The sequence below is a fragment of the Streptomyces sp. NBC_00464 genome (assembly GCF_036013915.1).
Lineage (GTDB): Bacteria > Actinomycetota > Actinomycetes > Streptomycetales > Streptomycetaceae > Streptomyces.
Window position 1 is genome coordinate 1,864,210 of record NZ_CP107899.1, and the last position, 15,245, is coordinate 1,879,454.

General features: G+C 70.0%; 7 protein-coding genes. 5 read left to right on the forward strand and 2 right to left on the reverse strand.

The features are described 5' to 3' along the window. Positions 1–385: 385 nt before the first annotated feature. Positions 386–2,419: a M4 family metallopeptidase gene (locus OG912_RS07935; protein ID WP_327708759.1), complete on the forward strand. Its 2,034-nt coding sequence runs from the start codon at positions 386–388 to the stop codon at positions 2,417–2,419. A 78-nt stretch (positions 2,420–2,497) separates the two neighbouring features. On the opposite strand, the gene OG912_RS07940 is transcribed toward OG912_RS07935, so the two are convergent. Beyond that, positions 2,498–3,721 carry an alginate lyase family protein gene (locus OG912_RS07940; RefSeq protein WP_327708760.1) on the reverse strand — a complete coding sequence of 408 codons (1,224 nt, stop codon included), beginning with the start codon at positions 3,719–3,721 and terminating at the stop codon, positions 2,498–2,500. A 235-nt stretch (positions 3,722–3,956) separates the two neighbouring features. Then, positions 3,957–6,560: an alpha-glucan family phosphorylase gene (gene glgP, locus OG912_RS07945; RefSeq protein WP_327708761.1), complete on the reverse strand. Its 2,604-nt coding sequence runs from the start codon at positions 6,558–6,560 to the stop codon at positions 3,957–3,959. Between the two features lie 766 nt (positions 6,561–7,326). On the opposite strand from glgP, the gene OG912_RS07950 reads away from it, so the two are divergent. From OG912_RS07950 to glgB, 4 genes are all read left to right on the forward strand, one after another. After that, complete coding sequence (locus OG912_RS07950) at positions 7,327–9,366, forward strand: alpha-1,4-glucan--maltose-1-phosphate maltosyltransferase (protein ID WP_327708762.1); 2,040 nt, start codon at positions 7,327–7,329, stop codon at positions 9,364–9,366. Further along, on the forward strand, positions 9,363–11,069 hold the full coding sequence (gene treS, locus OG912_RS07955; RefSeq protein WP_326738842.1) for a maltose alpha-D-glucosyltransferase: 1,707 nt from the start codon (positions 9,363–9,365) through the stop codon (positions 11,067–11,069). Before OG912_RS07950 ends, treS begins: the two co-directional genes overlap by 4 nt. Positions 11,070–11,298: 229 nt before the next feature. Continuing rightward, the gene (locus OG912_RS07960; protein ID WP_327708763.1) at positions 11,299–12,693 is read left to right on the forward strand and encodes a maltokinase N-terminal cap-like domain-containing protein; all 1,395 of its coding nucleotides are present in this window, start codon (positions 11,299–11,301) and stop codon (positions 12,691–12,693) included. Positions 12,694–12,754: 61 nt separating this feature from the next. Further along, entirely contained in the window at positions 12,755–15,181 is a 2,427-nt protein-coding gene (glgB, locus tag OG912_RS07965) for a 1,4-alpha-glucan branching enzyme (RefSeq protein WP_327708764.1), read from the forward strand. Positions 15,182–15,245 lie beyond the last annotated feature (64 nt).

The following is a 15,245-nucleotide window of genomic DNA, read 5'->3' on the forward strand; positions in this document are numbered from 1 at the left end:
GCCCGGGAAGCGGCCGCGTCAGGGCACGAACCGCCACACCGAGTGCCGGACGGCGCGGAACTAGCCACAGTTGCCGGCCGTCTCGCCAGGTGGTCGCTTCCCGGTTCTTCACAGTCTTTTCGAACACGCCACCGAAGGTCCGAACCTCAACGCCCTCTGCACATTCAGGCCTCCGGACCCCCGGGCAACATCGCGGCAATGATCGGCGAAACGTCCGCTTAACGAACATGACCATTGCGGCAACGGACGAATTCCGGCCAACTTGTTGACGCGGTCCTGACAGAGGCCGCTCTCTGCTGACACTCTTCACCCCGTTCTGCTCACTGCCTGCACTGTCCGGACGGCTCCCCCTGCCGCCGGTACCCCCCTCGCAGAAGGAGTCCGCGTGAGATCCACGCTCAGCCGTCGTACCACCGCGACCGGCGCTCTGATAGCCGCAGCAGCCCTCCTCGCCGTAGGAGTCCAGACCGGAACAGCCACCGCCACACCGGGCGGCGCCGCACAGGCCGCCCCCTCGGCCTCACAGCCCAATCCCGGTGCGCTGGCCAAGCAGCTTTCGCCCTCACAGCGCGCCGAGCTGATCCGCGAGGCCACCGCGAGCAGCGCGGCCACCGCAAAGCAGCTCGGCCTCGGTTCGCAGGAGAAGCTCGTCGTCCGGGACGTCATCCAGGACAACGACGGCACCACGCACACGCGTTATGAGCGCACCTTCGGCGGACTCCCCGTCCTCGGCGGCGACCTGGTCGTCCAGGAGACGAAGGCCGGCGCGACCGAGAGCGTCACCAAGGCGTCGAAGACGACCTCGGCGCAGCTCAAGGCCGTCGACACGACCGCGGACGTCGCCCCGGCGACTGCCGAGAAGCAGGCTCTCGGCCTGGCCAAGGCGGACGGCTCGTCCAGGACCGCGGCCGACAAGGCTCCCCGCAAGGTCGTCTGGATGGCGTCCGGCACACCGCAGCTCGCGTACGAGACCGTGGTCGGCGGACTGCAGGAGGACGGCACTCCGAACGCCCTGCACGTCATCACCGATGCCACCTCCGGCGCGAAGCTCTACGAGTGGCAGGCCATCGAGAACGGCGTCGGCAACACGGAGTACAGCGGCCAGGTCACCCTCGGCACCTCGGGGTCGTACAACCTGACCGACACCGCCCGTGGCAACCACAAGACGTACAACCTGAACCACGGTACGTCCGGGACGGGCACCCTCTTCTCCGGCACCGACGACGTCTGGGGCAACGGCCTCGCCTCGAACGCGGAGACCGCGGCGGCGGACGCCCACTACGGTGCGGCCGAGACCTGGGACTACTACAAGAACGTCCACGGCCGGACCGGCATCCGGGGCGACGGTGTCGGCGCGTACTCCCGCGTCCACTACGGCAACAACTACGTCAACGCCTTCTGGGACGACAGCTGCTTCTGCATGACGTACGGCGACGGCAGCGGCAACGCCTCGCCGCTGACCTCACTGGACGTCGCGGCCCACGAGATGAGCCACGGTGTCACCTCCAACACCGCCGGCCTGGTCTACAGCGGTGAGTCCGGTGGCCTCAACGAGGCGACCAGCGACATCTTCGCCACCGCGGTCGAGTTCTACGCGAACAACTCCTCCGATGTCGGCGACTACCTCATCGGCGAGAAGATCGACATCAACGGCGACGGCACCCCGCTGCGCTACCAGGACAAGCCGAGCAAGGACGGCGCGTCCAAGGACGCCTGGTACTCGGGCATCGGCAACGTCGACGTGCACTACTCGTCGGGTCCGGCCAACCACTTCTTCTACCTCCTCTCGGAGGGAAGCGGCGCCAAGACCATCAACGGCGTCTCCTACAACTCCCCGACCTCCGACGGCCTGCCGGTGACCGGCATCGGCCGCGCCAAGGCGGAGCAGATCTGGTTCAAGGCGCTCTCCACGAAGTTCACCTCCACGACCAACTACGCGGCCGCCCGCACGGGCACACTCGCCGTGGCCGGTGAGCTGTACGGCACGACCAGCGCCGAGTACACCGCGGTCGCCAACGCCTGGGCCGGCATCAACGTCGGTACCCGCCCCGGTGGCGGCACCGACCCCGGCGGCACGGTCTTCGAGAACGCCACCGCCGTGTCCATCCCGGACTACGGTTCGGCTGTCACCAGCTCGGTCGCCGTCACCGGCCGCACCGGCAACGCGCCCAGCACCCTCAAGGTCGGCGTGGACATCACCCACACCTACCGCGGTGACCTGGTCCTCGACCTCGTCGCCCCGGACGGCACCGCCTACCGCCTGAAGAACTCCTCGTCGAGCGACTCGGCGGACAACGTCCAGACGACGTACACCGTCAACGCCTCCTCGGAGGTGGCGAACGGCACCTGGAAGCTGAAGGTCCAGGACGTCTACTCGGGCGACACCGGGAAGATCAACAGCTTCAAGCTGACCTTCTGATCCGGTACCACCGCATGACCCGCAACTGACGCGGTATCCCGCCCGGGAGGAGATCACTCCTCCCGGGCGGCTGCGTGCTCAGCCCGGGTTGTTCGCGTGGGTCAGGGTCTCCCAGGCGACGAACAGGTTGTTGGACCCGGCCGGCCGCTGCTGCTCGGTGAGGGCCTGGGTGTTGGTCATCGCGATGCCCATCCGGTTGTGCAGCGCGTTGAAGCCGACCTCGGTGACCGGCCCGAGGCTGTCCTTGAGCGATCCCCCGCACAGCGACGACGGAACGGCCGCCCCCAGCTGGTACTTGGCGTGCAGACCGAGGGCGTGGCGCAGCCGGTCGGCGATCTCCGGGTAGAGGTCCTGCCCCTGGATCCGGCTGGTCTCGGCGATGTGCGAGATGGCGGACAGGCCGTATCCGGTGTGGGTCAGATCGCGGCAGGTCTCCTGGGAGAGACCGTCCATGAAGGTCGACTGGCCCTGCCAGTAGTTGATGACCTTGTCGCGGGTATCCAGTCCGCTGCCCGGCGCGGTCTTCGGCAGGGCGCCGTCCGCGGTCACGTATATGTACGCGGGCACGCGCCCACGGAACTTGGCGACGGCCTTGTCGTACGAGGTGCGGTCCTCCAGGAAGACCGAAATGCCGATCGCGGCCTCGGTCATGCTCAGTTCCCAGTTTCCGTTGCTGTTCGAGCCGTTGATGACCTTCGGCAGGTACACGTTGCGCAGCATGGTGGCGAACCGGCCCGCGTTCGGCCAGCCGCTGTAGGTGTACTTGATGATCTCGGCGGCACGGGGCCAGGAGGAGCCGGCCCAGCCGGTCTGGAGGGGGGCGTTGCTGTTGGTGTGATCCTGGATCACAGCCGACCAGGCGTCCATGATCTCGATCGCCTTGGCGGCGTAGCGGCTGTCCTGGGTGAGGTACCAGGCCAGCGAGAGCGTGTACGCGGCGATCGCGTCCTCGCGCTCGTCGGTGCAACCGTAGTTGGGGTTGGAGTACGAGCCGCACTCAACGACGGCGCGGGGCTTCGCCGTCCGGGTGAGCGAGGCGTACTTGCTCCCCATCATCTGGTCGTACGCGCTCTTCCAGGGCTGTGCGCCGGCCTGCACCTTGGCGCGTACGAAGTCGAGTTGGGAGCGGCTGACGAGCACGCCGGGATGGGTGAAGACCGCGGGTGCGGCGGCCCGCGCCGCTGCGGGCACCTGATCCGGGGCGGGTCTGCCGGCCGAGGCCGGGGCCATGAAGAGGCCGGTGAGCAGTGCCGCGAGGGCGGTGGCGAGGCCGAGGCCGCGCCCGATGGTTCCGGTGCGCATGTGGGGGTGCCTTCCGGTACTGAGGAGGTCCGCAACTCGACCCCCTACAACGGGAGTTCATGGATATGAACATTGAGTCGAACTGTGAACGCTGCAATGAGTGAGGAACCTAAAGGCATTCCATGAACACGTCAAGACCTTGTGTTCAGGAAGCGAAGGCCCCGCACCCCCGGCACAAGGGCCCGACACCCCTGGAAACCACCCAGGGGTGCCGGGCCCTCGCCGACGCGGTACGTCAGCGCATCAGCACACCCGCACCCTCGCCCGTCGCCTCCGTCGGCTGTGCGACCAGGCCCAGTTCGGCTCCGGTGGCCATCAGCCGGTGGGCCGGCAGCACCCGCACGGTGTAGCCGTACGGGCCGGTGCGGTCGAGGGCGAGCGGGCCCTCGTACAGCCAGCGGCCCTCCAGGTCCTGGCCGCCCGCCGGTTTCAGCGGGAAGACCTGGGCGTCCGAGATCGCGTCGGCCGAGTCGACCCGGCCGGCCACCGCCTGCACCTCCACGTCGTCCGGGTCCAGCACCCCGAGGGTGATCCGGACCCGCAGCGCCAGCGTGGAGCCGAGCTCGGCCGAGCCACCGGAACCGGTGGGCGTCACCGCCTCCACGTGGTCGACGGCCACCCGCGGCCAGGCCGCCCGGACCCTGGCCTTCCAGCCGGCGAGCTCCCGGGCCGCGGTGGCGTCCAGGGAGCGGCGGGCCCGGGCTGCGGGGGTGTACAGCCGCTCCACGTACTCACGGACCATCCGGTCGGCGAGGACCTTGGGGCCCAGGGTGCCCAGGGTGCTGCGGACCATCTCGATCCAGCGCCCGGGGAGCCCCTCCTCCCCCTGGTCGTAGAAGCGCGGCGCGACGCGGTCCTCGATCAGCTCGTAGAGGGCGCCCGCCTCCAGGTCGTCGCGCCGGTCCTCGTCCAGCGCGGAACCGTCGGCCGTGGGGATCGCCCAGCCGAAGTCCGGCTCGAACCACTCGTCCCACCAGCCGTCCAGGACCGAGAGGTTGAGGCAGCCGTTGAGCGCCGCCTTCATCCCGCTCGTACCGCAGGCCTCCAGCGGGCGCAGCGGGTTGTTCAGCCAGACATCGCAGCCCGGGTAGAGCTTCTGGGCCATCGCCATGCCGTAGTCGGGCAGGAAGACGATGCGGTGGCGGACCCGGGGATCGTCGGCGAACCGGACCAGCTCCTGGACCAGGCGCTTCCCGCTGTCGTCGGCCGGGTGCGCCTTGCCCGCCACCACGATCTGGATCGGGCGCTCGGGGTGCAGGAGCAGCCCCCGCAGCCGGTCCCGGTCGCGCAGCATCAGCGTCAGGCGTTTGTACGAGGGCACCCGGCGGGCGAAGCCGATAGTGAGCACGCCGGGGTCCAGCACCCCGTCGATCCAGCCGAGTTCGGCGGCCTGGGCGCCGCGGGTGAGCCAGGAGGCGTGCAGTCGCTCCCGCACCTCGGTCACGAGTTGTTCGCGCAGGGTGCGGCGCAGTTCCCAGAGCTGCCGGTCGGGGATCTGCGCGACGGAGTCCCACCGGCCGGGGGTGCCCCCGGACTCGGTGCGCAGCCGGTAGACCTCCGGCGCGACCCAGGTGGGTGCGTGGACCCCGTTGGTCACGGAGGTGATCGGCACCTCCGGGGCGTCGAAGCCCGGCCAGAGGCCGGCGAACATCTCCCGGCTGACGGCGCCGTGCAGGGTGGAGACGCCGTTGGCGCGCTGGGCGAGGCGGAGCCCCATGACCGCCATGTTGAAGACGCCCGGATCGCCGCCGTCGTAGGTCTCCATGCCCAGGTGCAGGATGCGGTCGACCGCGACACCGGGCAGTTCGCCGTCGTCGCCGAAGTGGCGGGCGACCAGGTCGCGGTCGAACCGGTCGATGCCGGCCGGGACCGGTGTGTGGGTGGTGAAGACGGTGCCGGCGCGGACGGACTCCACGGCGGAGTCGAAGTCGAGGCCGGTTCCGGAGAGCTCCCGGATGCGTTCGAGGCCGAGGAAGCCGGCGTGCCCCTCGTTGGTGTGGAAGACCTCGGGGTCCGGATGGCCGGTGAGCCGGCAGTAGGTCCGCACGGCGCGCACCCCGCCGATGCCCAGCAGTATCTCCTGGAGCAGCCGGTGTTCGCTGCCGCCGCCATAGAGCCGGTCGGTGACCTCGCGTTCGCCGGGGGCGTTGTCCTCGACGTCGGAGTCGAGCATGAGGAGCGGCACCCGGCCGACCTGGGCCTGCCAGATCTGGGCGTGCAGCGAGCGGCCGCCGGGGAGGTCCAGGACGACCTGGCTGGGCGTCCCGTCGGCCTCCCGCACGAGCGTGAGCGGGAGTTCGTTCGGGTCGAGGACGGGATAGCGCTCCTGCTGCCAGCCGTCGCGCGAGAGGCTCTGGCGGAAGTAGCCGTGGCGGTAGAGCAGGCCGACGCCGACGAGGGGTACGCCCAGGTCGCTGGCGGCCTTGAGATGGTCTCCGGCAAGGATGCCGAGCCCGCCGGAGTACTGCGGCAGGGCCGCCGTCACCCCGAACTCGGGCGAGAAGTAGGCGATGGCGGCGGGGAGCCCGTCGCCCTGGGCGCGTTGTTCCTGGTACCACCTGGGTCCGTCCAGGTACTCCCGGAGATCTGCGGACACCTCGGCCAGACGGTGCAGGAACTGCTCGTCCCGGGCCAGCTCGGCGAGGCGTCCGGCGGACACGGCGCCGAGCAGGCGCACGGGGTCGCACTCCGCCGTCCGGCCGGCCACCGGATCGACGGCCTGGAAGAGCTCACGGGTCTCGGTGTGCCAGGACCAGCGCAGGTTGCGCGCGAGGTCGCTGAGCGGTTGAAGGGGATCGGGGAGGACGGGACGCACGGTGAATCGACGAATGGCCTTCACGTATTCCACCTTTACAGGGGACGTACGAATCCGAGCGGACGCACCGCTGTGTGCGCCGCTCCGTCACCCTCGACGGTAGTGGTGGGCGGCATCCCGCAACCACGGCGCGCGGCCGGCTCCGGGGGTGCGACCCCGGACGGTCCGACCGCCCCTGCCGCCGGCGCCGCTCACGCCCGTCCCGCACCACGCGCAGATCAGGACACATCCGTCACAGGCGTTATGGCCGATTCCCTCACCTCGTGCGGCCTTGTGGGCCTTCGCGCCACAGGGAAAGCTGCCCTGTGGCGCCCGTGCTGCCCCGCGTGCGCCGGCTCCGCGCAATCCCGCGCACGCGCGGCGGAGCCCGGCGCATTCGGATCGTCACAGATACGCCCGAGTAGTTAACAAACAGCCGGATTGGCCCACCGAGATCCGTGGGAAGGCTTCTCCGGTACCCGGAACGACTGCATTCGGATGAGAGCCGAAGGCGATCCGTAACCGCCCCCGCATGATTCATCCCCTGTCCACCGGCGATCCGCTCCCGGTTCGTATGCAATCGCTGCGGACGACACACGCATTCGGTCCACATCCGTGCACAGGACCACACGCCTCAGCCATTCGAGTGCCATTCGAGTGAACGCGGACAGGAGCGGCCATGCCCACACCCCATCAGTCGTCGACGGAGCAGCTAGAAAGGACCGAACCCCACCATCGCGGCGCGCGCGTCCAACGTTTCGCGCCCGCTTCGCGCCCTGTCGAGTCCGAGCTCCAGTCCCCAGGTGATTTCATGATCGGTCGCATTCCCGTCCTCGATGTCCAGCCGCTCGTCGACTGCGGCAGAAGGCCCGCCAAGGCCGTCGCCGGTGAAACCTTCCAGGTCACCGCGACCGTCTTCCGCGAGGGCCATGACGCGGTCGCGGCCGATGTCGTGCTGCGGGATCCGAGCGGGCGCCCCGGCCCCTGGACGCCGATGCGCGAGCTCGCTCCGGGCACCGACCGCTGGGGCGCCGAGGTGACGCCGGACGCGGAGGGCCGCTGGACCTACACGGTCGAGGCCTGGAGCGACCCGGTCACCACCTGGCGCCACGCGGCGCAGATCAAGATCCCGGCGGGGATCGACACCGCGCTCGTCCTGGCGGAGGGTGCCGAGCTGTACGAGCGGGCCGCGGAGGGCGTACCGAAGCGGGACGGACGCGAGGCGGTGCTGGCCGCGGTCGACGCCCTGCGCGACACGTCCCGGCCGGCCGCCGCCCGGCTGGCCGCGGCCCTCGCCCCCGAGGCGGCCGCAGCGCTGGCGCGTAACCCCCTGCGCGAGCTGGTCACCGCGTCGCGTCCGCACCCGCTCGTCGTGGAGCGCCGGCGTGCACTGTTCGGCTCCTGGTACGAGCTGTTCCCCCGCTCCGAGGGCGCCAGGGTCGAACCGGCCAAGGCGCCGCGCAAGAGCCGTACGGGCAAGCCGGCCGCCGCCCCGAAGCCGCCCCGGATCATCAGCGGCACCTTCCGCACAGCGGCCGAACGCCTGCCCGCGGTCGCCGCGATGGGGTTCGACGTGGTCTACCTCCCGCCCATCCACCCCATCGGCACCACCCATCGCAAGGGCCCCAACAACTCCCTCTCCCCCGCCGCGCACGACGTGGGCGTGCCGTGGGCGATCGGTTCCGCCGAGGGCGGTCATGACGCGGTCCACCCGGATCTCGGCACCCTGGACGACTTCGACCACTTCGTCGAGACGGCCCGCACCCTGCGCATGGAGATCGCGCTGGACTTCGCTCTCCAGTGCTCGCCCGACCATCCGTGGGTGGAGAAGCACCCCGAGTGGTTCCACCACCGGGCGGACGGCACCATCGCCTATGCGGAGAATCCGCCGAAGAAATACCAGGACATCTATCCGATCGCCTTCGACAGGGATCTGCGGGGGATCGTCACGGAGACCGTACGCATCCTGCGTTTCTGGATGGATCACGGCGTACGCATCTTCCGGGTCGACAATCCGCACACCAAGCCGGTGATCTTCTGGGAAAAGGTGATCTCCGACATCAATCGCACCGACCCCGACGTGATCTTCCTGGCCGAGGCATTCACCCGCCCCGCGATGATGCGCACCCTCGCCGCCGTCGGATTCCAGCAGTCGTACACCTACTTCACCTGGCGCAACACCCGGCAGGAAATCACGGAGTACGTGACCGAGCTGTCCGGTGAATCGGCCTCCGTCATGAGGCCCAATTTCTTCGTGAACACCCCCGATATCCTTCCCGGTCATCTCCAGGAGGGCGGCAGGCCCGCCTTCGAGGCACGGGCGGTGCTCGCGGCAACTCTCTCCCCGTCCTGGGGGGTGTACGCCGGGTACGAGCTGTGCGAGAACACCCCGGTCCGCAACGGCAGTGAGGAGTACCTCGACTCGGAGAAGTACGAGATCCGGCCCAGGGACTGGGAAGCCGCCGAGCGCGAGGGCCGTTCGCTGGCTCCGCTCATCACCACACTCAACCGGATCAGGCGCCGCCACCCGGCGCTGCAGCAGCTGCGTGACGTGCACTTCCACTCGTCCGACAACGACGCCCTGATCGTGTACAGCAAGCGCTCCGGTTCGAACATCGTTCTGACGGTCGTCAACCTCGACCCGCACCACACCCAGGAGGCGACCGTCTCGTTGGACATGCCGCAACTCGGCCTCGAACGGCACGAGAGCGTGCCGGTGCGCGACGAGCTCACCGGCCATTCCTATCACTGGGGCAGGACCTTCTATGTGCGTCTGGAGCCGGGCGTCACGCCCGCGCACATCGCGGTCCTGCGACCGTCCCCGCCGACCGGAGGGTCACCCACACCATGATCGTCAATGAGCCCGTCCACGACACGTTCGAGGACACCCCGGCCAAGGACCGCGATCCCGACTGGTTCAAGCGTGCTGTCTTCTACGAGGTCCTCGTCCGGTCCTTCCAGGACTCCAACGGCGACGGCATCGGAGATCTGAAGGGGATCACCTCCAAACTGGACTACCTCCAGTGGCTGGGCGTCGACTGCCTCTGGCTGCCGCCGTTCTTCAAGTCGCCGCTGCGCGACGGCGGTTACGACGTGTCCGACTACACCGCCGTGCTGCCGGAGTTCGGCGATCTCGCCGACTTCGTCGAGTTCGTCGACGCCGCGCACCAGCGCGGCATGCGCGTGATCATCGACTTCGTCATGAATCACACCAGCGACCAGCACGACTGGTTCCAGCAGTCCCGCACGGACCCGGACGGTCCGTACGGCGACTACTACGTCTGGGCCGACGACGACAAGCAGTTCCAGGACGCCCGGATCATCTTCGTCGACACCGAGACGTCCAACTGGACCTTCGACCCGGTGCGCAAGCAGTACTACTGGCACCGGTTCTTCTCGCACCAGCCCGACCTCAACTACGAGAACCCGGCGGTGCAGGAGGAGATCATCTCCGCGCTGCGCTTCTGGCTGGACCTCGGCATCGACGGCTTCCGCGTCGACGCCGTGCCCTACCTCTACCAGCGCGAGGGCACCAACTGCGAGAACCTCCCGGAGACCCACGGCTTCCTCAAGCGGGTCCGCAAGGAGATCGACGCCAACTACCCGGACACCGTGCTGCTCGCCGAGGCCAACCAGTGGCCCGAGGACGTCGTCGACTACTTCGGCGACTACCAGGCAGGCGGCGACGAGTGCCACATGGCGTTCCACTTCCCCGTGATGCCGCGGATCTTCATGGCCGTACGGCGCGAGAGCCGCTACCCGGTCTCGGAAATCCTGGCCAAGACGCCGGCGATCCCGGCGGGCTGCCAGTGGGGCATCTTCCTGCGCAACCACGACGAGCTGACGCTCGAAATGGTCACGGACGAAGAGCGCGACTACATGTACGCGGAGTACGCCAAGGATCCGCGGATGCGGGCCAACATCGGCATCCGCCGCCGCCTCGCACCCCTGCTGGACAACGACCGCAACCAGATCGAGCTGTTCACCGCCCTGCTGCTCTCCCTGCCGGGCTCCCCGATCCTCTACTACGGGGACGAGATCGGGATGGGCGACAACATCTGGCTGGGCGACCGGGATGCCGTACGCACCCCGATGCAGTGGACGCCCGACCGCAACGCCGGCTTCTCCTCCAGCGATCCGGGGCGGCTCTATCTCCCCACGATCATGGATCCGGTCTACGGCTACCAGGTCACCAACGTCGAGGCGGCGATGGCCTCGCCGTCGTCGCTGCTGCACTGGACGCGCCGGATGATCGAGATCCGCAAGCAGAACCCGGCGTTCGGGCTCGGCTCGTACAACGAACTGCCCTCCTCCAACCCCGCCGTGCTCGCCTTCACCCGTGAGCACGGGGACGACCTCGTGCTGTGCGTGCACAACTTCTCTCGGTTCGCGCAGCCGACGGAGCTCGATCTGAGGTCCTTCAACGGGCGTCATCCGGTGGAGCTGATCGGCGGGGTGCGCTTCCCCGCCATCGGTCAGTGGCCCTATCTGCTGACTCTCGCGGGACACGGCTTCTACTGGTTCCGGCTGCGGAAGGACGCGCCGCCGAGCTGAGACCGGCCGGCCCGTGCGGGGCGGTTTCCGCCGCCCCGCACGGGGCACTCTTCCCCCCATATCGAGCACTTCCGTAGCCTTCTTGGATCTTCCTGGCGTTTCGATCACTCCGAGTCGAGTCCGTACGGACCATCCTGACCCGACACGTCCCGCACAGCCGGACAGCCAAAGCCGCAATCCGGGACACTCTTCGCATCCTGTGGTGTGCCCGGGGAAAGGACGCGATGCCATGTCGGAGGCTGCATCCGCTCAGGTCACCCTGGCGAACAGCACAGCCCTGCTCCCGTCTCTCGGACCGCTGCTGCACGAATGGCTGCCCCGGCAGCGATGGTTCGCGGGCAAGGGGCGGCCCATCACCGCCTTCTCACTCGTCTCGGCGACCGAAATACTGCCGGTCGACTCCGGAGCGGCCGAAACCGGTCCGGGCCTCCTCCACCTCCTGGTGAAGGCCCATCAGCCCACGATGCCGGCCCAGCCGCCCCCGGACTGCTACCAGTTGCTGCTCGGTGTGCGCTCCACCCTGTCCCCGCGGCTGGCGCCCGCCCTCATCGGGCGTGTGACGGACGGACCGCTGGCCGGCCGCACCGTCTACGACGGCCTGTACGACCCGCGCCTCGCCTCCCTGCTGCTGGAGCGGCTGCGCACGCCCGGCGGGCTCGGCGGCCTGCGCTTCGGCCGGGGCGCGGAGCCGATCCCCGACGGGCTGACCCCCCGGGTGCTGGACACCGAGCAGTCCAACTCCTCGCTCGTGTACGGCGACTCCTACATCCTCAAGATCTTCCGCCGGGTCTTCCCCGGCACCAACCCCGATCTGGAACTGCCGCTCGCGCTCGCCCGTGAAGGGTGCGGACGCGTCCCCGCGCCGGTCGCCTGGTTCGAGGCCGCCGCACCGGAGCGGCTCACGCTCGGCGTGCTCCAGCCGTACCTGCGTGGCGCCCAGGACGGCTGGCAGCTCGCCCTGCGCGCACTGGCGACGGGCGACGACTTCACGCCCGAGGCCCACGCCCTGGGCCGGGCCACCGCTGAGGTGCACACCGCGCTCGCCGCGGCCCTGCCCACACCGTCCCTGCACCGCTCCCAGACCGACCAGCTGGCCGCCGCCATGGTGCGGCGCCTTGAGGCAGCCGCCCACGCGGTGCCCGCACTGGTGCCGTACGTCCCCGGACTGCGCGCCGCCTTCGACGCCGTGACGACCCTGGGCCACGGCGGCCACGGCTGGGCCGCCCAGCGGGTGCACGGCGACCTCCACCTCGGCCAGACGCTGCGCGGCAGCGACGGTTTCTGGTCACTGATCGACTTCGAGGGCGAACCGGCCCGCCCGCTCCCCGAGCGCCGCAGCCCGCAGCCGCCGGTGCGCGACATCGCCGGAATGCTCCGCTCCTTCGACTACGCGGCCCGCTCGCACCGGCCCTGGAACGCCGACTGGGCGGCGCGCTGCCGGACCGCCTACTGCGACGGCTACGCGCAGGCGGCGGGCACCGACCCCCGCGACGAGCCGGAGCTGCTGCGCGCCCACGAGACCGACAAGGCGGTCTACGAGGTGTTGTACGAGGCCCGCCACCGCCCCGACTGGCTGCCCGTCCCGATGGCCGCGATCCACCGTCTGGCGGCCGACGCCGACTGAAGCGGCACGACCGCCCGCTGCCCGCCCCACCCCACCCACACCCTCCGAGGAGGCTGTCCCTGTGACCGCCCGCAAGCCGTCCCGCAAAGCGTCCGATCCCGCTCCGACCACCCTCGACGCCCCTCTCTCCGCGGCGCCCGCCGAGCATGCGGACGCCGCCGCCGGCCCGGCCACCGGGACCCTCGCACCGGTGGAGGCGGACGCACCGCCCACCGAGGCGGCAGCGACGCCCCCACCGGCCAAGCGGGCGAAGCGGGCGGCGCCGCCGCGCCCCCGCCGCGCGGGCGGTCAGGGCGTCCGCCCCGCCGGTGCGCTCGACGACGGGGACCGGGCACGCCTCCTGTCGGGTGAGCACCACGCCCCGCACGAGCTGCTCGGCGCCCACCAGATCCGCGGCGGGGTCACCTTCCGGGTGCTGCGCCCGTTCGCCCGCTCGGTCACCGTGCTCGCCAAGGGGCTGCGCGCCCAGCTGCTCGACGACGGCGACGGGTTCTTCTCGGGACTGCTGCCGATGCCCGCGGTCCCCGACTACCGGCTCCTGGTGGCGTACGACGACAACGAGATCGAGATCCACGACCCGTACCGCTTCCTGCCCGCGCTGGGCGATCTCGATCTGCATCTGATCGGCGAGGGCCGGCACGAGGAGCTGTGGACCGCGCTCGGTGCCCGGGTGATGGAGCACCAGGGCGTCACCGGCACCCGGTTCACGGTGTGGGCGCCCAACGCCCGCGGGGTCCGTGTCTCCGGGGACTTCAACTACTGGGACGGCACCGGATTCCCGATGCGTTCGCTCGGCTCCACCGGAGTGTGGGAGCTCTTCCTGCCGGCGATCGGGGAGGGGGCGCTGTACAAGTTCGACATCTGCCGCCCGGACGGCTCGCACACGCTGCGCGCCGACCCGATGGCCCGCCACGCCGAGGTCCCGCCGTCCAACGCCTCGGTCGTGACGGCCGCGCACCACGTCTGGCAGGACCAGGAGTGGATGGCGCACCGCGGGGACGTCCCCGTCCACGAGGCGCCGCTCTCGGTCTACGAGGTGCACCTGCCGTCCTGGCGACCGGGTCTCACCTACCGGCAGCTCGCGGAGCAACTCCCGGCGTACGTACGCGATCTGGGCTTCACCCACGTGGAGCTGATGCCGGTCTCCGAGCACCCCTTCGGCGGCTCCTGGGGCTATCAGGTCACCGGTTTCTACGCCCCGACGTCCCGGATGGGCTCGCCGGACGACTTCCGCTTCCTGGTCGACGCGCTGCACGGGGCCGGGATCGGCGTCATCGTCGACTGGGTGCCCGCGCACTTTCCGCGTGACGACTGGGCGCTCGCCGAGTTCGACGGCCGCGCGCTGTACGAGCACTCGGACCCGCAGCGGGCCGCACACCCGGACTGGGGGACGCTCGAATTCGACTACGGCCGCACCGAGGTCCGCAACTTCCTGGTCTCCAACGCCACGTACTGGTGCGAGGAGTTCCACATCGACGGGCTGCGGGTCGACGCGGTCGCCTCGATGCTCTACCTCGACTACTCGCGCGAGGACGGGGAGTGGTCACCGAACGAGCACGGCGGCCGGGAGAACCCGGACGCCGTCGCCTTCCTCCAGGAGATGAACGCGACGGTCTACCGCCGCAACCCCGGCGTCGTGACGATCGCGGAGGAGTCCACCGCCTGGGACGGCGTCACCCGCGCCACCCATCATGTGGGCCCCGGCGGATTCGGCGGTCTCGGCTTCGGGCTGAAGTGGAACATGGGCTGGATGCACGACTCGCTGGAGTACGTGTCGAAGGAGCCGGTACACCGCAAGTACCACCACAACGAGATGACTTTCTCGATGGTGTACGCGTACAGCGAGAACTACGTCCTGCCGATCTCGCACGACGAGGTGGTGCACGGCAAGCGGTCGCTCGTCAGCAAGATGCCCGGCGACTGGTGGCAGCAGCGCGCCAACCACCGCGCCTATCTCGGCTTCATGTGGGCCCACCCCGGCAAGCAACTCCTCTTCATGGGGCAGGAGTTCGCGCAGGGTGCGGAGTGGTCGGAGGGCCACGGCCCGGACTGGTGGCTGCTCGACCCGTCGTACGCGGCGGAGAGCGACCACCGGGGCGTACGGACGCTGGTGAGCGATCTGAACGCGGTGTACGGGACGACGCCGGCGCTCTGGCAGCGCGACACCGTCCCGGAGGGCTTCAGCTGGATCGAGGGCGGCGCCGCGGAGGACAACGCCTTCGCGTTCGTGCGGTACGACGCGGCCGGATCCCCCCTGATCGCCGTCTCCCATTTCTCCCCGGTGGTGCGCAGCGACTACCGCATCGGCGTGCCGGACGGGCCGGAGGCCTGGGTGGAGGTCCTGAACACGGACGAGCTGCGGTACGGCGGGAGCGACGTACGCAACGAGGAGCCGCTGAAGCCGGAGGCGGTGGCGGCGCACGGCAGGGACACCAGCATCACGCTGACGCTCCCGCCGCTGGCGACGGTGTGGCTGCGGCCGGCCTGACCCGCAGGGCAGGGCCGGGCCGTCCCGTCGGCTCGGCCCGGCCCGGCACAGCACGGCTCGGCTC

Excerpts from the sequence above, each read along its gene's own strand:
- OG912_RS07940 (WP_327708760.1), bottom strand. The coding sequence starts at position 3,721 with ATGCGCACCGGAACCATCGGGCGCGGCCTCGGCCTCGCCACCGCCCTC.
- OG912_RS07950 (WP_327708762.1), top strand. The coding sequence starts at position 7,327 with ATGATCGGTCGCATTCCCGTCCTCGATGTCCAGCCGCTCGTCGACTGC.
- treS (WP_326738842.1), top strand. The coding sequence starts at position 9,363 with ATGATCGTCAATGAGCCCGTCCACGACACGTTCGAGGACACCCCGGCC.
- OG912_RS07960 (WP_327708763.1), top strand. The coding sequence starts at position 11,299 with ATGTCGGAGGCTGCATCCGCTCAGGTCACCCTGGCGAACAGCACAGCC.